The sequence below is a fragment of the Methanolobus sp. ZRKC3 genome, from assembly GCF_045291275.1.
Taxonomy (GTDB): Archaea; Halobacteriota; Methanosarcinia; order Methanosarcinales; family Methanosarcinaceae; genus Methanolobus.
Map to the genome: position 1 here is coordinate 148,778 of NZ_CP146982.1, position 19,777 is coordinate 168,554.

Here is a 19,777-nt window from a genome sequence, read left to right on the forward strand (position 1 = left end):
AACAACAATAAAAAACATCTCAAAATCATACTCGGATACGGAAAATGGTTTTGATTTTAAGAAACCGATAATAAAAAATATTAAAGAAAGGAAAATGCCACTTATTGCAAGATTGGACGAATAATCTATTTCTGAAATTCGATAAAAACAAAAATTTTTATTCTCTTTTTCCATGGCAGTAATTTACTAAGCATTGATACATTTAAATCTTTTTTTTTATTTCATCAATTTCCATTTTTTCCTTTATTAAGGGAAATTGGAGAAGAAAAAGATAATTGCAGCAATAACAAACAAGATTACAAATTAAAAATAAAAGTTCAGTTTTCTGAGTTACCTATACCCGCCCTATGCAAGTTCCTTTTCAAGTGTTTCGACAACTTTCTGGAGGACTTCGATTCTGGAATAGTATTTATTATTTGATCCTATGATGGTCCAGGGGGCGTATATGGTGCTGTTCTTTTGAAGCATTTCTTCTACTGCATCTTCGTAGAGATTCCATTTTTCCCTGTTCTTCCAGTCATCGGGGGTGATCTTCCATTTCTTGTAGGGTATTGTTTCTCTTTGCTTGAATCTCTCTAGTTGCTCATGTTTGTCAATGTGCATCCAGAATTTTATTATTATAGTTCCGTAGTTGGCGAGGGTTTCTTCAAACTCGTTTATTTCCCTGTAGGCACGGCTCCATTCCTGTTCGCTGCAAATACATTCCACTCTCTCAACCAGTACTCTCCCATACCAGCTTCTGTCAAAGACGGCAATGTGTCCGGCTTCCAGCATTTCGTTGTAGAATCTCCAGAGGTAGTGACGCGCAATTTCATGATCAGTCGGTACTCCTATGGGTACAACTCTGTAGAGCCTCGGGTTGAGTTTCTGTACAAGCCTTCGGATACTCCCGCCTTTCCCGGATGCATCCCATCCTTCGAAGATCGTTATAATGGGTCTTTTTTGCTCGAATGCTTTGTACTGAAGGCTGGCCAGTTTTTTCTGATAATGTTTTTTCTTTTTTCTGTATTCATCAGGAGATAATGATCCACTGAGATCAAGATCTTTCAGGGTCGATAGGTTCTGGGCAGGAATGATGCATTTTTCTCTTTTTTCCGCAAACTCGTCATCCTGTTTTTTTTCAATGAGCTGAATATTTTCCTCAACCGCTTCAATAAAAGATGTCATGATCTTTATGGTTGCATAATTAAGGTCATCAGATTCAATTAGTATCCACGGAGCAGCGGGAATATCGGTTTTTTCCAGTGTTTTATCGATTATCTGGAAGTAATTCTCATACTTATTGATGAAATCCTGCTCCTTTTCATCTTCAACAATGAAAAGAGGGATCTTTTTCTTTCGTATCTCCTCAAACCTTTTCTGCTGTTTTTCTTTGCTTACATGCAGGAAGAATTTGACTATAAGATATCCATCGTCCACAAGCTGTTTTTCAAAGTAATTTATTCCTTTGACACATTTTTCCATTCCATTCTTGTTTTTCCTGGAATGTTCAATGATGGCTCTTCTGTACCAGCTCCGGTCGAAGATAGCAATATTTCCTTTTTTAGGTATCTTTGTCCAGAACCGCCATAGAAATGGTTTTTCCTCTTCCTGGGTGCAGGGCTTTCCGGTAGTATAAAGTTCAAATCCCATGGGATTGAGTGGCAGAAGAAACCTGTTAATAATGTCTGTCATACCCGAGGCATGCCATCCTTCAAAGACCACAATAACGGGAATGTTATTTTTCCATGCTTCCCGCTGGACTTCTCCCATCCTGATCTTCAGTTTGTCTATCAGGCTAAGATAGTCTTTTTTCTCCATGGATCTTGAAAGGTCTATCTGCTCCAGCATGCTGCTTACCTCTGTCCTAGACAACTATCGATCGAATGTAGCCACTCCACACTATCAGGGTTATCAACCCTGCCAGAAAGATCGCGACAAAGGATTTCACAGATGTTCTGAAAAATTCCCTGGAGCCTGTTATCCTCATGTAGAATGGTTTTGATATCGTACTGACAAGACCGGCTATAATTGCAGTTTCGGCAGCAGTCTGGTAGGAAATACTTCCTCCAAAAGCTAGTGCTGCCATGGATGCGGTAACTGCTGAACTGCTGACCACTCCTCCAAGTGCGGTTGCATAAGCTCCCAGAGGACCGGCAACATCGTTTGCTGCATTTGCCAGAATAACAAGCAGAGTGAACACTGCCCCAAACTTCAGTGCAGGTCCAAGTGCAAATGGGGATTCCAGTGTTATGGTTTCCTCAATATTTTCCTGAGTCCTGTCCTTCATTGCTACAAAGACAAGTGTCAGGATCCCCATTACTATGAATGGCGGTGCCATCAGAACTGCGGTCTTACCACTCGTGTCGATTATCAATGCAATGATTGTATTGCTGATTATCATGGAAACCACTGCAAGCATCGATCCTATATGCAATTCATCTTTAAGCAGTGGTCTGTTCTTTGACATGGAAGCAAGGGCTGCAATAGTGGCTTCACTGCTAATGAATCCTCCAAAAAAACCGGAATAAGGTATTCCTCCCCTTGCCCCCATCTTTTTCAGAGATATGTAACTTACAAAGCTGATGGTGGAAACAAGTACCACTATCAATATAGCTGACTTCAGGTTCACTATCCCAAGTAATAGCTCTTCCGGGGCTATTGGGTACAATACGAATGCTAAAGCCAAAAACTGCAAAGCATTTTTTATGTCTTTTTCAGAGAGATGTTCTGCGAAGGAGTGCAGGGGTTTTTTCTCTATCAAAAGGAAGGTGATGAGCAGACTCGTGATGATGGCTATCAGGAACAGTCCCTGTGATACAATTATTCCAAGCAGGTATGTGGAGAAAAGGGAAACGGAGCTTGTGAGGCCTGATCTGCCTTTTGTTTCACTTGCTGTATAGACCAGAGATACACTGAGTATCGCTGCAAATAAGGTACATATAATGAGTATTTCAGGTCCGATGTAGTCAACCAGAAAACCTGCTATCATTCCTGTGATACAGGTTATTGAAAATGTCCTCACGCCTGCAAGTATCTTTTTATCGGCTCTCCAGTGTTCTCGCTCAACACCTATGAGGATGCCTATCATCAGAGCCAGGCCGATCTTTTGCAGAAAATCAAATACTACAGGGTCAAGCCCGATATTATAGATAGCTTCCGTGATAGTGCCTCCTGCTTATTCAGTACTATATCACTTATTTTAGTCTCATGTATTATATTTATATGTTTTAGCATAGCTGCTATACACATTTTTAGAGCAGGAAAACATTTAATTCCTGCATACATATAGTTAATTGTTCCTTTTTAATTTTGGATCTGGTACCATGCCATGGATCAACAAAAAAAAATGTGTTTCATGTAAGAAATGCGTAAAGAAATGTCATGTGGATGCAATATCCATGGTAAAGGGAAAAGCTCGTATCGATCACGATGAGTGCATCAATTGCGGGAAATGTATAAAGATCTGTCCTGTTAAAGCGATATTGAAAGACAGGGATATTATCGATATCGAGGTTGCTTCCAACATCCAGGATCTCAAAAGATCACTTTCAGTATCAAAGAGTAGAAAACTCAGGCGCAGGATGGTCAAGGCCCGCATACGCCGTATCAATATGGAAAAGAAGATCCTTCAGGCTACACTTAAGGAACTGAAGAAAATAGACCCATAACTATTATCATTCAGATGCGGGGGTAGCATAACGGGTGCCATGATTCATGATGATCTTTCAAAAGAAGATGAGAGATTTGAAAATGGAGTTGCTCTTAATATGCTTGCATCGCTCCCCTCCCTGAAAGAAGCAGGAATAATTCCTGATGATAGTGTGCGTGATGCTGCACGCAAGTTGCTGATGTTTTATTTTAAAAAGATGCTTGAGCACGAAGACGGAACAAAGCTTGGCTCAAATATCGAAGAACTTCATGACATGAGGGTTGCAGCTATGCGTATGCGTTCGGTGATAGAGGTACTTGAAGAATATCTCGATATGAAAGAGATGTCTTCGTATTTCAAAAGCATAAAGGCAACAAGGAAACATCTGGGTTTAGTGCGTGATATTGATGTTTTTCTGGAGAAGATAGATGCCTATATTAAGCTTCATCCATCTGAAAATGGGACTGGAATTGAAAACCTTAGAGTTTCCATGAACAAAGAGAGAAAAAAAAGACGCAATAAGATGTTTTCATATCTTGGAAGTTCGAAATACAACAGTTTCAAAAATAATTTTGCTGCTTACTTGCTTGATGATAATTCATGGAATATAACCCAGAAACAGAAAAAATGTGACCGTCATATCCCGCAAAAAGTAAAAGATATAATTCCCATTTTATTATACACGCAGCTTGCAAATGTCAGGGCTTATGATTCTCTATTCTCCGATGACTGTACAATAGTCCCATCCTTTGAGCAATATCATAGTCTTCGGATAAATGTTAAGATACTGCGATATACACTTGAGTTCTTCCGGGAGGTGCTTGACCCAAAAACCGATCACGTAATAAAAGAGTTCAAGATATTGCAGGACAATCTTGGGGATATGCATGATGCTGTAGTTGCCATCGATAACCTGAAAAAGTTTGAAAAAGATGCTAACTGGAAAAAAGTAAAGCAAAAGAAGACAAATTTATCAATTGAGGGAACATACTATTCAGACGTAAATTCCTATATGGGATATTGCAGAGAAAAGAGGCATGATCTGGTAAAAGAATTCCAGGTTTTATGGTCAAAGTTTGTTGATCCGGATTTTAGTGTGAGCTTCTCTCAGTCAATTGCAGGTATTTACTTATCTTAAGAATAAATGCGAAATATTCTATATGACTATGGCTTGAAAGCATGCGATATATGTGAATATTTATGAATATGTATAAGGCTATTAATTACAAAATTACAATGTTTTTGTCAAAATACAATGCATTTTCCAATTAATCAAAATTTAAAAATATGATCATCATGGATAACGGATTGAACGAGTACGTGAACAGAGAGGTAAGCTGGCTATCTTTTAACGAGAGGGTACTTCAGGAAGCAATGGACCCGACTGTCCCATTACTTGAACGTTTAAAGTTTCTCGGAATATTCTCTTCAAACCTGGATGAGTTTTTCAGTGTCAGGGTTGGCACCCTACAGCGTATGGTTGATGCGAATGTAGAGCCAAAGGCTGTACTTGGAGGTTCCCCGAAAAAGGTCATGAAGCAAGTACATAATATCGTACTTGATCTGCGGGATAAGTTTGATAAAGTATTTGCTGAACTAACAGGTGAACTGAAACTCCATAATATTTGTATTGTTGATGAAACACATTTGAATGGATCCCAGCAGGATTTCCTTAAAACCTATTTTGAAGAAAAAGTGAGGCCTCGTCTTGTACCTATCATGCTTAAGGATAATCCTTTGTTCCCCTACTTGAAAAACCAGGTTATCTATCTGGCTGTGGATGTTCGCCGGAAATGGGATCCACAGGGCTCCAATTATGCTTTGATAGAAGTACCTGCTGATGTTCTGCCACGTTTTATAGTCCTCCCGGATGCGGATGATGGGAAAAAATGTGTTATCATGCTTGATGATATCATCCGTTTTAGACTTGATGAGATATTCTCGATATTTGAGTATGACTCCATAGGCGCATTCACCATAAAACTGACAAGGGATGCTGAACTTGATATTGATGATGATGTAACTAGGAGTTTTTTTGAAAAAGTATCCGAAAGCCTGAAAGAAAGGAAAAAAGGCCAGCCTGTACGCCTTGTTTATGACAGGAATATTCCATATCCACTTCTTGATTTCCTGATAGAGAAACTTGATCTTCTTGATTTTGAGAATATTGTTCCAGGCGGCAGGTATCACAATGCCAAAGACTTTATGAATTTTCCACAGATAGGCCCGGATTCATTTGTTTATGAAAAAAGACATCATCTTCCACAAAAAGATCTGGTACAGTACAAAAGCATATTCGATGCTGTAAGGGAGAAAGATATTTTGCTTCATTACCCTTACCAGTCCTTCGAACATTTTATTGATCTTTTAAGGGAAGCTGCCATTGATCCCAATGTGATGGGCATAAAAGTGACTCTTTACAGGGTAGCCCGATTTTCCAATGTTGTCAATGCCCTTATAAATGCAATTAAGAATGGAAAGGATGTCACAGTTGTCATTGAACTACAGGCAAGGTTTGATGAGGAATCTAATATTTACTGGACCAAGAAACTTGAAGAAGCAGGCGCAAGAATTATCGATGGGGTGCCGGGACTGAAAGTGCACTCCAAGCTCTGTCATATCACACGTAAGGAAGGCAACCAGCTTGTACATTACTCCTGTATAGGTACCGGTAATTTCAACGAGTCCACTGCAAGGTTGTACTGTGATCATATGGTAATGACCGCAGACAGAAGAATAACTTTTGAGGTAGACAAGATCTTTGATTTCTTCAGTCACAACTATAAGGTCTATGACTACAAGCATCTTGTTGTATCTCCTCTGCACATGCGGGGTATTTTTGAGAGATTCATCGATGAGGAAATTAAAAACGCTAAAGCCGGCAAACCTGCATATATACATTTGAAAATGAACAGCCTTGTGGATAGCCAGCTGATACAAAAACTGTATGATGCAAGTAATGCAGGCGTAAGCATAAAAATGATTATCAGGGGAATTTGTTCTCTGGTTCCCGGTGTAAAAGGGCTTAGTGACAATATTGAGGTTATCAGTATAGTTGACAAATACCTCGAACACTCCCGCATTATCATATTCTGTAATAACGAGGATGAACGATACTTCATATCATCCGCTGACTGGATGGTGAGGAATCTGGATAAACGTGTGGAGGTAGCCACACCGATATATGATCTCAACTTGCAGCATGAGCTTAAGGAATACATGCGCTTGCAGTTCAAAGACAACAGAAAAGCCAGGATAATTAACCAGCGTCAGGATAATACATACAGGGTCGTGGATGACGGGCAGGAAATATGCCGGGCACAAGAAGATATTTACAATTTCCTTGAAAGAGAATTGTTAGAAAAGGAGAACACATTATGAAATTTGCTGCTATTGATGTTGGTTCCAACGCTGTACGCCTCCTTCTGGCCAGGGTGGATAATGCAGGTCCGGAGCCCATATATGAAAAGATTTCCAATATACGCATGCCTATTCGCCTTGGAGAAGATGCTTTTGTTCACGGACGTATTTCTGAGGAAAAAGCTGACAGGTTTGTTAAATGCATGATCGGTTTCAAGTATCTTCTGCAAGCCTACGAACCAATTGATTTTATGGCTTTTGCAACTTCTGCAATGAGGGAAGCAGAGAACAGTCAGATGATCGTTGACAGGGTCAAGGAAGAGAGTGGCATTGAACTGAATGTGATAAGCGGCAGGAAAGAAGCAGAGACCATCTATTCAAATCGTATTGAAAAGATACTTGATAATCATGAGGGTCCCTATCTCCATATAGACGTGGGTGGTGGAAGCACCGAGGTTATTTTATTCGACAAGAGCAAGGTAATGGCTTATCGCTCGTTTAACATAGGTGCTATTCGCATACTTGAAGGTCTTACCTCAAAGAAAGACTGGGCTGAAATGCAAAAATGGGTCGCAAAGGTTACTGCCAATAACCAGCCAGTTTCAGCTATTGGCAGCGGTGGTAACATTACCAAGATATTCAGGCTTTCAAATGCGAAAGTTGGAAAAGCTCTAAAGCTCAAAGAAATGAATAAAGTACATGAATGCCTGAACAGTTATACTCTTGAGCAACGCATTACCAAGCTGGGCTTGCGTCCTGACAGGGCGGACATCATAATTCCTGCTTCGAATATCTACATGTCAGTAATGGAATGGGGAAATGTTGATACCATTCACGTACCTCAACTGGGACTTGGTGACGGGATGATACATGTTCTGTATGAGAAACACAAAAAGAATTATGTGTGAATCAATATTTTTTGAATGTCTTGTACATGAGAAACATTTGACAAACTGATTCTCTACGTATTTTTATTTTTTAATAATTGCTTTTTGCCGCAATCAGGCATCGCCATGTTCCGCAATCCCATGTTCATAATATATATATACTGATTTGATGCAACTTTTTCATGTAGTATATTATGTGAAATTTCGGGGCATCATATTGAGTAATTCAAAAATATTTCAGGATGAAGCTAATGAACCAGATAAGTCTGGTTCAAGTGACGTAAAAGAAGGGGCAGTCTATCTGGGAATTGATATTGGCAGCTCTAAGGTGGCAATATGTACATCTGAAGGTTCCAGATCAGCAGAACCAGCTATGGTGGCCTATTCTGGAAATGATTTCCCCAATGATTCCAGCGGTGAAGATGTGTTTTATGGAACCGCAGCACTTGAACAGGGTGGATCTGGTATAAAGGAACCCATAAGGGAACTTCTTTCAGGCAGAAATAATCGTATAGCTGTCAGACATTTACTGGAACACTGTATCGTAAATACAGGTATGTCCCTGCCTCTGGAAAATACCCGTGCTGTGGTAACCGTAACTTCGAATGCCGATACCTCTTACAAACGTACTATCCTTGGGATAGCAAGGGAATTGTTCAGGGATGCCATGGTCGCAGATGATCTTTTCTGTGTAGCCTATGGAAGTGGTAAGACAGAGGCTTCCATTTTTGTTGATATTGGTACGTCCTGTACGAATATATGCTGCATCAGCGGGGATGTTCCTGATAACTTTAACTTTCTGAGAATAAGTTCTGGAATTGATGACATAGAAAGGGAATTGGTCGATCTGGTATCTGAAGAGCATGAAGACCTGTTTGTCCAGGGGAAACTCGCAAGGGAATGGATAGTTTCTCATTCATATGTTGGTAAGCATGAAGGTCAAATTAAAGTTGAAGTGCCACTTGACGGATCTCTCAGAGAGATAGATATTACAGAAGAGCTAGGTCTTGCGTCTGAGTATCTGGTATCTGATATAATATCAGGACTAACAAAGATACTATCTGCCATTGATCCAGAAATTCGTGAAATGTTCAGGAACAATATCTATGTTTGCGGCGGTGGCAGCAAGATACGCAACATAGACTGTTTTATGGAAGATGAATTGAAAGAACTCGGTGGAGGTAAGGTCTTTTTGGTGGATGATCCCATTTTTGCAGGAGCTATTGGTGCCAGGATGCTCGCAGAAAAGATGCCACATGAGTTCTGGGAACAGCTGAAAGGATAGGATAAAGAGATGGATATGATATCATGAATTCATTAAACTGGAAATCTCCGAAAAAGGTTAGCAAGAACTGCCAGGATCTCACTCCGAACATTTATCGTAAGCCTGCAATTGATGATGTTGATGTAAAGCATCTTCCTCAATCCCATGCCCCTGTTCCTGAAAAATATCAGCCAAAGATCCAGAAGGTAGTATATAAAAACACGGATGTTGAATTGGGGCAGCTTCAGAACAAATACGAAGCCGGTATAAAGGAATACGGGGAAAAAGAGGCAGTTCTGGATAAAATGAGATCGCGGTATGAACTGGAATTTCAGGAATATCAGAAGAAGCAGGATGCCCTTGAAAACCTTAAAACAGAGTTCTCCCGGAATGAGGCAGAACTCAATCGCAAATGTTCAGCTCTTAAGTCTGCAACATTGAAGGTTGAAGAGAAGGTACCTGATGGGGAAGTTACAGAACTGAATTATAAACGTGCTGAATTTGAAAAAGAGAAGGCAGCATTGGAAGAACAACTTTCCAATCTCGGGATAGCACGAAAAGAGTATGATTTGCAGATAAAAGATCTTGATGCTGATAAAAAACAGCTAGATCTCGATCACTCCCAATATGAGGTGGAACTGGAATCTTTCCAGAAGAAGAAGGCTGAGGTCGAGGAAAATGTCAGACGACTTGAAGAGCAGTTATCCTCTGGGAAGGAAATTGATCTTGATCTGGAAGGGGTCCAGTATTCTACAGCGGTTGAACTTGTCAGGTCCAGTTATTATTCCGAATTGAAAGAGCTGAATCACAAACGTGCTGACCTTGAAACACTCAAAGCAGAACTTGAAAATGAAGAGACATCATTGCTGGCTAAAAGATCTACAATAGTGGAGATAAAAGAGCATATTCAAAAGGATTTTTTGGATTTGAAACCAAAGCTTAGCGAGCTGGAGACAGCTATCTCTGACTACGAGGCTAAATTAGGGGTACATGAAAGCAACAAAGAGACATTATCCAAGTCTGTTTCCATTTATGAGTCCGACCATGCTTCACTAAAACAGAAGCAGGCAGAATTCAAGAAAGTTAAAGAGCAATACTTAAAAGATGAGGCTTCAATTTCTGAAAAACTTGCCAGTATCGCTGAGTCCAAAAAGAAAATGGAGCATGAATTAAAGATCCTTGAGGCAAGCTCTGCTGAACTGGATGAAAAGCGCAGTTTACTGAAGGATAATTCTGAAGCATACGAGAGTGAAATTCAGGTGTATGAGAACGATCTCACTGCATACGATGAGAACAAGAAAAAGCTTCAGGACTCTATCTCCGTGTATGAAGTAGATATAAAATCCCTTGAAGAGAAACGTGTTGAAGTGATCCGGCTTAAAGAAGAAAGGTCCAGTGAAGAAAAAGCGTTGAAGGAAAAGCTCGAATATATCCGCAAGAGCAAAGAAAGCATCCGGGCAGAGGAAGAAACCGTTGCCTCGAAAACAAAAGAGCTTGGATCGAAGCGCAAAGAGCTTGATTCTGAAATTGAAACTGTGGCTGCAGAACTTGAGGACAATTCCAGACTGAAGAAAAACCTTGAGCATGGCAAAAATGAGCTTGAACATAAGCGTAAGGAACTTGATTCACTCATCGAATCTGTGAGAAATGAGATTGGTACACATGTGACCATACGCCGTCAGCATCTGGACATCAAGAAAACGAGTAAAAAGCTGGAGCAACAGTCAACTTATATCCGAAGTCTTGAGGATAATGTTAAGGAATTGCAGCTATCACTTGAAGAAGCCCGCTCGGATGTAAAGAAAAATGAGGTTTTCACACAGATATTGAAGACGAATCTCGATATATTAAAATGAAGTAGAATGTGCCTCAGAACTCATAGGGTTCATCATTGATCAGAACGGTTTTATCATCACAGGCACATTAAGTTTCAATATAAGTGATATTAAATAACAGTTTTTATTTCGTCAACGATTGCTTTTGCAGCATCTCTGGGATTCTCGGACTGGTAAATGCCTCTTCCAACAATTACCCAGTCAGCACCGGCTTTGATTACGTCAGATGCACTACCACCCTGAGCACCAACGCCAGGTGAGATTATGGTAACTTCATCGCCAATTATTTTTCGAATCTCTGTAACTCTTTCCGGTCTTGTTGCAGGAGCAACGATACCGAATGCTTTATTGTCGGCAGCCATCTTTGCTATATCTTCTCCTACATCCTGCATGAAGTCAAGTGCACCGGGGTGGCTCATTTCTGTGACCACGAAGATGTCCTTGTTCCTTTCCTGGGCGAGGTTCACGCATATCTCCAGGCTGTCGTGTCCTGTGAATCCCTGAACTATTACTGCATCTGCACCGGCATCGAAGACCTGTTCACATATCAAACGGTTGGTGTTTGGGATGTCTGCAATCTTGAAATCCGCAATTATGGGTGCAAGTTTTGAAAGCTTGCTGATGATATCAAGTCCGCATGCAAGTACTATCGGGTAGCCTATCTTTATGGCATCCACGTATTCTGCGACATCTTCTGATATCTTTATGGCTTCATCACTGTCAAGTACGTCCAGTGCGAGTATGAGCCTTGTGTTCTTTTCCATGGGATAAGCTCCTTAGAGTTTTGCGAGTCTGCTTCTTGCGGCAGCGACCATTATTGGCAGGGTTATGGTGGCATCGGAATGCACGGTTACTGAACGTGCGGTTTCGCTGACCTTACCCCATGAACGTGCTTCATCAAGGGTTGCACCACTAAGTCCGCCAGTTTCCGGTGTATCCATCGTAAGCTGTATGGCGTATTCGAATTCCTGGTGTGTTATGAGCATTGACTGGAAGATGTAGTTCTTAGGTACACCGCCGCCGATCAGAACAGCTCCCGGGTTCTTTGCTTCGTAGCAGATATCGATTATTTCTCTCATGTCCGCAAAAGCATCAACGTTAAGTGGATTCTTCTGCTTGTATAGCCATGCCTGTAAACCTACCATGGAATCCTGTATTGCAGGACAGTAAACTGGTACGTTCATGTCAGCCGCTACTTTGAGTATTGAATCCTTGTCCTCGATGTTCTGTCCCAGATGGGTGAGCAGTTCCCTGATGGATATTGTGTCACTTCCGATATCAGAGAGCACAGCCTGCATTTTCTCCTCGAAATCCACGAAATATGGTTCAGGCAGATAGACATCGTATATCCTGTTAATCTCATCATGTTTCAGTTCGATGTCATCGCATTCAGAACAGCCCTTGTAATGGTGAAGTCCCATGGATTCCACGATCTCGTGTACCATGTTCGCACCGGTTGTCACCAGTACATCAATATATCCGTCCTTGATAAGATCAGTAACAATAGCCCTCATTCCCGCAGGCACCATAGCCCCCGCAAGTCCGAAGAAACTGGTAGAACCTCCAGCCAGCATTTCGGTATAGATGTCCACCGCATCAGCCAGCTTTCCTGCACCGAATGCACATCCGCTTATGGATTCAATGAATGAGTCCACGCTCATATTCTCTGTGATCTTTGCCTGATTAATAGGATTTTGGAGTTTATCTCCGCATGAGTCATGTTGCATAAGAAGTCCTCTGTGATTTAGCAGAGTTAATGTTAAGGTTATTCTTTAAGGTTATTATGGAATCGTTATGATATGTGGGAGGAATGTGTAAGTTTCAAACTCAATCCTCCTAGTCGTAAATGGGGGATAGAGGTAATAGTAAAAAACACTACGTTTTTTCTTTTTTGCCACTCCCCATCAAGTCACCTGTTAACAGCAATTACGATAATGTATTTAATTTACCGAATGTAATATGTTAATTATACTTTGTCAAATTATGATGCATAATTTGTGGGTATGAATGGGAGTAGAAATTGCTTTAGGGGGTATCATTCTGGTCTCGATCTCTGAAATCACCGTCACAGAAATTCTGATAATCTTATCTCTGATCTTCTTCTTGTATGCTTTTGTGTATCCTAGGTCCCAGCTCAAGAGGATCAGGATGCAAAGGCTTTCCAGGATCAAACGGATGGAGCGCATGTGGGGCACAAAGGTTCTTACGATGATACACAGGAGAGAGGCAGTTTCCATGTTCGGTGTTCCTGTATACCAGTACATAGATGTTGAGGATGCTGAACAGATACTTCGAGCCATCAGGGAGACCGGCGACCGGCCCATAGATATCATCATGCACACACCCGGAGGTCAGATGCATGCCAGCATACAGATCGCACGGGCTCTTAATAATCATAAAGAAAAGGTCAGGATAATGATCCCACACCATTGCATGTCAGGGGGTACCATCATTGCCCTTGCTGCAGATGAGATCTTAATGGACCCTGATGCGGTCATAGGTCCGATAGACCCACAGGTGGGCGATCTCCTTCGTGGAACCTACCCGGCACCCTCATGGATATATGCAGCCGAAAAGAAAGGGATGGAAGCTGATGACACGACCATCATCATGAGCGATATATCAAAAAAAGCAATGAAGCTTACAAAAGATGTTATCATGGAATTGCTTGAGAACAAAATTCAAGATGAAGAAAAAAGGAATTCCGTTGCTCAAAAACTATTAAGTGGAGAGATGATACATGTCACTCCAATCTCTGCAAAAGAGGCTATTGAACTGGGTCTGCCGGTCAGCACTGAATTGTCTTCAGAAGTCCATGATTTCATGAAATTTTTCAGGTCTGCAAAGATGAGCGTGGAATATATTGAGTAAATTGATTTTTTGAAAATTGAAAAACAGATGGTTTAAAATTACCGTTGCGTTTTTTGGTTATTACTACTACCTCTGGATATGTTGCAGGGTTATAGATTAGCCTGAAAAACGAAATTATTTCAATAAGGAATGGTGTCGGAAAATCCATCTTCTTCCATTCATATTTGAAATTCATGGGCATAACCATGAGTTTCAAGCTCCCTAATAAAATAATCAGTAGTTATATTACCGTTATCAGTTTATATCATTACTTGCATACTATAAATTGGTCATAAGGGAGTAGGCTGTAAAATGAAGTAAATTCAGGAAGGGTTAACCACCGATTCCGAACCAGACTTCATTAACGCGTGGCTGCAACAGAATAAATCCAGGACGGATTAACCTCCGATCCCGAGCCCGACTTCATTAACGCGTAGCTGCAATGAAACAAATTCAGGACGGATTAATCTCCGATCCCGTACCAAAGTTCATTAAAGCATGGCTGAAATGAAACAGATTCAGGACGGATTAAGCTTTGGTCCCGAATCAAAGTTCATGCCTTGTGACTACCTTTCTATCTATTTTGATTAATCTTGGAGCGTATAGCTATTGTTTTTATTGTTTTTCGTTTTTCAGGAATACGGTTTCGGCAATATAGGATCGATCATCAAAAGAAAAGAGCCGAGAGAACGTTTTGCTCACTCAATGTTGTGAACATTCAATATAAAAAAAGAGAAATGGAAGAGATCACTCTCTCCATTCGTAAATGTAGTTTGTTCTGTAGCTTGCACCATTCTGGTATGCATAGCGTATTCTGAATGAGCCGCCAAATGCGTTTGCCCACGGTGCGTCTGCTTTGAATGTACCTTCCTTGACGGTACCTGTTGGATCATCCCATTGCATATTGAAGAAAGCTCCATATGTTTCATCTTCCAGATAATAGCCGCTTGCGGTTCCTCTGTCGATCGGTATATCTGCTGCGTCTATGGTAATAGTGCTTGAGTCACCAAGTCCAAGACCGTCAGTTTCCATAAATACGGATTCTTTCCTTACATTGATCGAGATCTCTTCTTCAGCAGCGTAGAAGTCTTCTGGTTCTTCAGAGATTGTTCTTACCTGTGCTGTCTCACCGTCGTTTCCTACGTCACTGGTAAATACGTTACCTCTTTCGTAGTCAACATCGTATGTGTAGTATTCATGTGTCTTTTCTGGTTTGTCCCCGTAGTCTTCAACTGTTGTGAGATACCAGCCAGGTACTATGCCTGATGATGTTGTGGTTGTTGATTGTTCACTGGTTTCCATGTTCTCGAATTCTGCTTTCTGGCTGCCTATTGCTGCACCGTCCAGAAGCTCCAGTGGTATTGAGACTGTAGTTCCATCTATTATCTCGAATTCGACTGATTCTTCCACTCCTGCTCCGCTGATTATTACTTCGTAATCTCCAAGAGGCCATCCGTCATCCGGCTTTTCGAGTATGAAGGTTCCACGTCCGAAGTCTTCGCCAGTTTCTGATTCGAAGGTGTAGATGGAGTAATCATTGTCAAGGTAGATCCATTCTACGTTGATCATGTCGTATTCAAAGTTGTCGTAGATGAACCATGCGTATAGCTCTGCTGAATCCTTTGAGTATTTCAGTACCTTATCGACTGGTATGAAGTTCTCTGTTGATGATGTCATCATTACTTCAAGAAGTCTTGGCGTACCTTTGGCTGTCATATCGCCATATTTATCTGTAACTGCGTCCACGATCTGCATTTCTTCTTCGGTTGTTCCGAAGCTTCCGGGCTTGTATGAGTCGCTTATGTCCGTACATCCGGAAAGTGCGACTATACTCAATATCAGGAGTATTGTTATTATTAATTTTGATTTCATTTTTACCAACCTTACCCTTTTATTTAGAACTTGTACCACCGTTCTGTGCAAGTTCTTCCATTAAAGTTACATTATGTATTTTTCCCAAGCCACTAGTATTCTCTTTTTAACCATTAATTTACAGATTCTGCTTCTATTTAAAATTAATTAAATTTATATTCTCTATAATTTTTAAATTTATATTTTTCTCACATCTCATTCAAATAACAAACATTCCCTTCTCATCCACACTACAAATATAAATATCACATAAAACCAATCTCCCTTAGATGAGTTCCATTCTCAACAGGATAATCTCGAAACAGTGCAAGATGTTTACCAAGGTGAATGCGATGGCAGAAGAAGAAAAGCTCTGGTTCTGCTAAAATGACCATCGAAATAGAACCTATCATTGAAGAACCTGCACTCATTGTTAAGAACGAGACAAAGGCACTGGTACTTGCAGATATCCATCTGGGTATCGAGTGGGACCTGTACCGCAGCGGGATAACCATACCCAGCCGCATGGAACACGGACTTAAACGCATCAGAGGATACATCCGTGAGTATTCTCCTGACAGGATAATATTGCTTGGTGATGTGAAACATAACGTTCCTCAGATATCATGGCAGGAGAGGGATGAGATTCCCTATTTCCTGGAGTCGCTGGCAGAACACGCCCATGTTGACATATTCCCCGGCAACCATGACGGTGGTATCGAGTATTTGCTTCCCGAGGGTGGCGATGTAAAGGTGCATCCGGTGCGTGGTGCCATCATCGAGGACGTTGCTTACTTTCATGGACACACCTGGCCTGACCCAAAACTGTTCTCTGCCAGTTACATCATAGTCGCTCATAACCATCCTACCATCCGCTTTACCGATTCTCTTGGATATGCCATGGTGGAACAAAGCTGGATACGTACAAGACTCAATATCGATGTATTCCGAAATCATTTTAATAGCCTTGATCTAAAGGAAGAAGATGGTAGCTGGAATGATCCGGAATTAATAATTGTCCCCTCTTTCAATGAGCTATGTGGCGGGGTGGCATTCAATGAATCATTGCATGACGACCTTCTGGGTCCCATGTTCTCATCAGAAGGTGTGGACATTGATAAGGCACAGGTCTATCTTCTTGATGGTACACAATTGGGAGCGCTGAAGAATATACGTAAAATGGAAGACAGTAGAGTTCGTAAAAGGAAAAGAAACGGGAAAAGCAGGGGAGCTAAAAAATGAGTTTTGGTAACATATTCGATTCATTCAACCCTGCAATTCAGGAAGCTCTCAAGAAGCAGGGCTTCACGGCCCCCACGGAACCTCAGGAGAAGGTATTCCCGTACATCCTGAAAGGCAATCATACTTTTCTTATAGCTCCCACAGGTTCTGGTAAAACTGAATCTGCTGTCCTGCCGATATTCAATAGTATTCTCTCAAAGAGCCAGGAGCAACGGGTGGGAATATCCGCACTCTACATAACTCCCCTTCGTGCATTGAATCGCGATATGCTCTTACGTATCCAGTGGTGGGGGAAGGAGCTGGGTATAGATGTACAGGTTCGTCACGGTGATACTACTCCGTACCAGAGGCAAAAGCAATCAAAAAATCCACCTGATTTTCTGATCACAACTCCCGAAACCCTTCAGGCGATGTTCACCGGTTCACGCTTGCGCAAGAATCTGGAATATGTGACCCATGTCGTTGTGGATGAGATACATGAGATGGCTTCATCCAAGAGAGGTACACAGCTTGCGGTTGGCCTTGAAAGACTGGTTGAACTTTCAGGTGAGTTCCAGAGGATAGGACTTTCGGCAACAGTGGGTAATCCTGAAGAAGTTGCCAAATTCCTGGCAGGAGCTGAAAGAGATGTTTCCATTGTGTCTGTATCTCTGCTCAAGCTTCTGGATTTCAATGTAATGGTACCATCCATAACGGACGAGGATTACGAGATTGCCAAGAAGGTTGGCTCTGAGGTGGAGTTTGCTTCCCACCTACGTTCCATTCGGGATATTGTAAATGACAATATCTCCACACTGATATTCGTGAACACTAGGCAGAGTGCTGAAGCTCTGGCATCGGGGTTTAAGATACTGGAGCAATCAATTGGTGTACACCATGGTTCACTTTCAGTGGATTCACGTATTGAGGCCGAGGAATCCTTTAAAAGCGGGGATATCAAGGGATTGATATGTACTTCCTCCATGGAGCTTGGAATTGATATCGGTAATGTGGACCACGTGGTACAGTACGGCTCACCCCGCCAGGTTTCAAGACTCCTGCAGAGGGTAGGTCGTGCAGGGCACAGGATACACGAGATATCAAGGGGAACCATTCTGGCGATCGGACCCGATGATATTGCCGAGGCCATGGCCATATCCAAACTGGCTCTTGCAGGGAAGGTCGAGTGCATAACTCCTCACATGAACTCCCTTGACGTAGTGGCAAATCAGATATCAGGTATAGTGCTTGATTTCGGTGATGTTGAAATTGAAAAGATATACCTCATCCTGAAAAGAACCTATCCATTCAAGGACCTGCGTATCGAAACACTGAATAAAGTGGTGGAGCAGGTAACTGATTATAGGATGGTCTGGCGTGAGGAAGGCTCAAGTTCCATCAGTCGAAGAAGGAAGAGCTGGCAATACTATTATGAAAATCTCTCCATGATCCCTGATGAGAGGAAGTATGAGATATTCGATATAGTCACAGGCAGAACAGTTGGTGTTCTTGATGAGGCGTTCGTTATAAACTTTGCAACTCCCGGTGCCGTGTTCATTACCAAGGGTGATATGTGGAGGGTCATTGAGATGGTCAGTGACCGTGACAGGATAAAGGTAGAGCCTGTACGGGGTATGGGTGAGATACCAAGCTGGGTGGGCGAGGAAATTCCTGTTCCCTATGAAGTTGCCCAGGAGGTCGGAGCATTACGCAGGGAAATAGCAAAGCGAATCCTTGAAGGCGTTGACGATGAGGGTCTGATCGAGTTCATAAGGGACAGTTATCCTGTGGATCTCAATGGTGCTGTGGAACTGCTGGCACTTATGCAGGAACAAGTATCAGGTGGGTTCCCAGTGCCCGATGAACATTTGATCGTAATTGAAAATGATGATGAGGCCGTTCTTATCAATGCGTGTTTTGGGCATAATTGTAATGAAACTCTTGGAAAGGTACTGACATCCCTGCTTGCAGCAAGATATGGAAGCAGTGTCTCGCAGGAGATTGATCCTTACAGGATACGGATGCAACTTCCACGGCGCATCAAAGCCCCGGAGATAGAACGCCTTATCAATGATATTCAGCCGGAGCATATTGAGCCTATCATAGAGATGACTCTTAAGAACACCTCCCTGATGAAATGGAAGATGGTGCATGTGGCACGCAAGTTCGGTGCTCTTAGCAAGAACATCGATTATGACCGCATAAGCATGAAGAAACTGCTTGAGATATACAAGGATACTGCCATGTATGACGAAGTTATACGTGAGATATTCCACAACATGCTGGATGTATCAAGGGCAAAGGATGTGCTGGAAAGATTGGCATCAGGTGAGATCCAGTTGATGATAAGTCCATCTTCTCCTATTGGGAAAGCAGGTTTTTCCATGAAAAGGGATCTCGTTGCACCTGAAAAGGCTGACCGTTCCATTGTCATGGCATTGAAGGAGCGTATTATGAATGACAGGGTGATTCTTTTCTGTCTTCATTGCAAGAAATGGACTTCCAGAAGGCAGGTTAAGAACGTACCTGATGTTATAATATGTCCGGTTTGCGATTCTAAAATGATAGCTTCCTTAAAACCATGGGAAGAGGATGAAATTAAACTTGTTAAGAAACAGGGTAAAGTCACTTCTGCCGAAGATATCAAACGCATCAGAAGGGTATATCGTAATTCGAATATTGTCATGACCCATGGTAAAATGGCAGTCATTGCCCTTGCGAGCAGGGGTGTGGGGCCTGAGATGGCAACACGTGTCATACAGAAAATGAGACATGATGAAGAAGCTTTTTACAGGGACATCCTGATAGCTGAAAGGAATTATGCAAAGAACAAACGGTTTTGGAGTTAATTTCTCTAATTTGATCAGAGTTAATTTGA

The 19,777-nt window shown here is 41.7% G+C and carries 14 protein-coding genes; 9 read left to right on the forward strand and 5 right to left on the reverse strand.

Annotated elements, in window-relative coordinates; all coding sequences use genetic code 11:
* Positions 1-345 precede the first annotated feature (345 nt).
* Both pap and V7O66_RS00735 read right to left on the reverse strand, forming a co-directional pair.
* Positions 346-1,830 (reverse strand): polyphosphate:AMP phosphotransferase, encoded by a 1,485-nt coding sequence (gene pap / locus V7O66_RS00730; protein WP_406661079.1) that lies wholly within the window; start codon positions 1,828-1,830, stop codon positions 346-348.
* Positions 1,831-1,846: 16 nt separating this feature from the next.
* Entirely contained in the window at positions 1,847-3,070 is a 1,224-nt protein-coding gene (locus V7O66_RS00735) for an MgtC/SapB family protein (protein WP_406661080.1), read from the reverse strand.
* Positions 3,071-3,305: 235 nt separating this feature from the next.
* On the opposite strand from V7O66_RS00735, the gene V7O66_RS00740 reads away from it, so the two are divergent.
* The 6 genes from V7O66_RS00740 to V7O66_RS00765 all read left to right on the forward strand — a co-directional run bounded on the left by V7O66_RS00740 (position 3,306) and on the right by V7O66_RS00765 (position 10,998).
* The gene (locus tag V7O66_RS00740) at positions 3,306-3,650 is read left to right on the forward strand and encodes a DUF362 domain-containing protein (RefSeq protein WP_406662518.1); all 345 of its coding nucleotides are present in this window, start codon (positions 3,306-3,308) and stop codon (positions 3,648-3,650) included.
* A 39-nt stretch (positions 3,651-3,689) separates the two neighbouring features.
* A complete protein-coding gene (locus V7O66_RS00745; protein ID WP_406661081.1) occupies positions 3,690-4,769 on the forward strand; it encodes a CHAD domain-containing protein in 1,080 nt (359 codons plus the stop codon).
* A gap of 149 nt (positions 4,770-4,918) precedes the next feature.
* Entirely contained in the window at positions 4,919-7,012 is a 2,094-nt protein-coding gene (ppk1, locus tag V7O66_RS00750) for a polyphosphate kinase 1 (RefSeq protein ID WP_406661082.1), read from the forward strand.
* The gene (locus V7O66_RS00755) at positions 7,009-7,899 is read left to right on the forward strand and encodes a Ppx/GppA phosphatase family protein (protein ID WP_406661083.1); all 891 of its coding nucleotides are present in this window, start codon (positions 7,009-7,011) and stop codon (positions 7,897-7,899) included. Before ppk1 ends, V7O66_RS00755 begins: the two co-directional genes overlap by 4 nt.
* 196 nt (positions 7,900-8,095) lie before the next feature.
* Positions 8,096-9,163 carry a rod shape-determining protein gene (locus V7O66_RS00760; protein WP_406661084.1) on the forward strand — a complete coding sequence of 356 codons (1,068 nt, stop codon included), beginning with the start codon at positions 8,096-8,098 and terminating at the stop codon, positions 9,161-9,163.
* A 23-nt stretch (positions 9,164-9,186) separates the two neighbouring features.
* Complete coding sequence (locus V7O66_RS00765; protein ID WP_406661085.1) at positions 9,187-10,998, forward strand: hypothetical protein; 1,812 nt, start codon at positions 9,187-9,189, stop codon at positions 10,996-10,998.
* Positions 10,999-11,087: 89 nt separating this feature from the next.
* Here the strand turns inward: V7O66_RS00765 and pyrF are convergent, their stop codons facing one another.
* Together pyrF and V7O66_RS00775 are read right to left on the reverse strand one after the other, a co-directional pair.
* Positions 11,088-11,741, reverse strand: a complete 654-nt coding sequence (pyrF, locus tag V7O66_RS00770; protein ID WP_406661086.1) for an orotidine-5'-phosphate decarboxylase — start codon at positions 11,739-11,741, stop codon at positions 11,088-11,090.
* 12 nt (positions 11,742-11,753) lie between these two features.
* Positions 11,754-12,704, reverse strand: a complete 951-nt coding sequence (locus V7O66_RS00775; protein WP_406661087.1) for a deoxyhypusine synthase — start codon at positions 12,702-12,704, stop codon at positions 11,754-11,756.
* A 280-nt stretch (positions 12,705-12,984) separates the two neighbouring features.
* On the opposite strand from V7O66_RS00775, the gene V7O66_RS00780 reads away from it, so the two are divergent.
* A complete protein-coding gene (locus V7O66_RS00780) occupies positions 12,985-13,848 on the forward strand; it encodes an SDH family Clp fold serine proteinase (protein WP_406661088.1) in 864 nt (287 codons plus the stop codon).
* Between the two features lie 726 nt (positions 13,849-14,574).
* Here the strand turns inward: V7O66_RS00780 and V7O66_RS00785 are convergent.
* The gene (locus V7O66_RS00785; protein ID WP_406661089.1) at positions 14,575-15,699 is read right to left on the reverse strand and encodes a hypothetical protein; all 1,125 of its coding nucleotides are present in this window, start codon (positions 15,697-15,699) and stop codon (positions 14,575-14,577) included.
* Positions 15,700-16,065: 366 nt separating this feature from the next.
* Here V7O66_RS00785 and V7O66_RS00790 point away from each other — a divergent pair, with 366 nt between their 5' ends.
* Entirely contained in the window at positions 16,066-16,920 is an 855-nt protein-coding gene (locus tag V7O66_RS00790) for a metallophosphoesterase (RefSeq protein WP_406662520.1), read from the forward strand.
* Entirely contained in the window at positions 16,917-19,748 is a 2,832-nt protein-coding gene (locus V7O66_RS00795; RefSeq protein WP_406661090.1) for a DEAD/DEAH box helicase, read from the forward strand. The genes V7O66_RS00790 and V7O66_RS00795 overlap by 4 nt, the downstream gene beginning before the upstream one ends.
* Positions 19,749-19,777: the final 29 nt, after the last annotated feature.

Coding starts and splice junctions, on each gene's coding strand:
- pap (WP_406661079.1), bottom strand. CDS start 1,830: ATGCTGGAGCAGATAGACCTTTCAAGATCCATGGAGAAAAAAGACTAT.
- V7O66_RS00735 (WP_406661080.1), bottom strand. CDS start 3,070: ATGATAGGCATCCTCATAGGTGTTGAGCGAGAACACTGGAGAGCCGAT.
- V7O66_RS00740 (WP_406662518.1), top strand. CDS start 3,306: ATGCCATGGATCAACAAAAAAAAATGTGTTTCATGTAAGAAATGCGTA.
- V7O66_RS00745 (WP_406661081.1), top strand. CDS start 3,690: ATGATTCATGATGATCTTTCAAAAGAAGATGAGAGATTTGAAAATGGA.
- ppk1 (WP_406661082.1), top strand. CDS start 4,919: ATGATCATCATGGATAACGGATTGAACGAGTACGTGAACAGAGAGGTA.
- V7O66_RS00755 (WP_406661083.1), top strand. CDS start 7,009: ATGAAATTTGCTGCTATTGATGTTGGTTCCAACGCTGTACGCCTCCTT.
- V7O66_RS00765 (WP_406661085.1), top strand. CDS start 9,187: ATGAATTCATTAAACTGGAAATCTCCGAAAAAGGTTAGCAAGAACTGC.
- pyrF (WP_406661086.1), bottom strand. CDS start 11,741: ATGGAAAAGAACACAAGGCTCATACTCGCACTGGACGTACTTGACAGT.
- V7O66_RS00775 (WP_406661087.1), bottom strand. CDS start 12,704: ATGCAACATGACTCATGCGGAGATAAACTCCAAAATCCTATTAATCAG.
- V7O66_RS00780 (WP_406661088.1), top strand. CDS start 12,985: ATGGGAGTAGAAATTGCTTTAGGGGGTATCATTCTGGTCTCGATCTCT.
- V7O66_RS00785 (WP_406661089.1), bottom strand. CDS start 15,699: ATGAAATCAAAATTAATAATAACAATACTCCTGATATTGAGTATAGTC.
- V7O66_RS00790 (WP_406662520.1), top strand. CDS start 16,066: ATGACCATCGAAATAGAACCTATCATTGAAGAACCTGCACTCATTGTT.
- V7O66_RS00795 (WP_406661090.1), top strand. CDS start 16,917: ATGAGTTTTGGTAACATATTCGATTCATTCAACCCTGCAATTCAGGAA.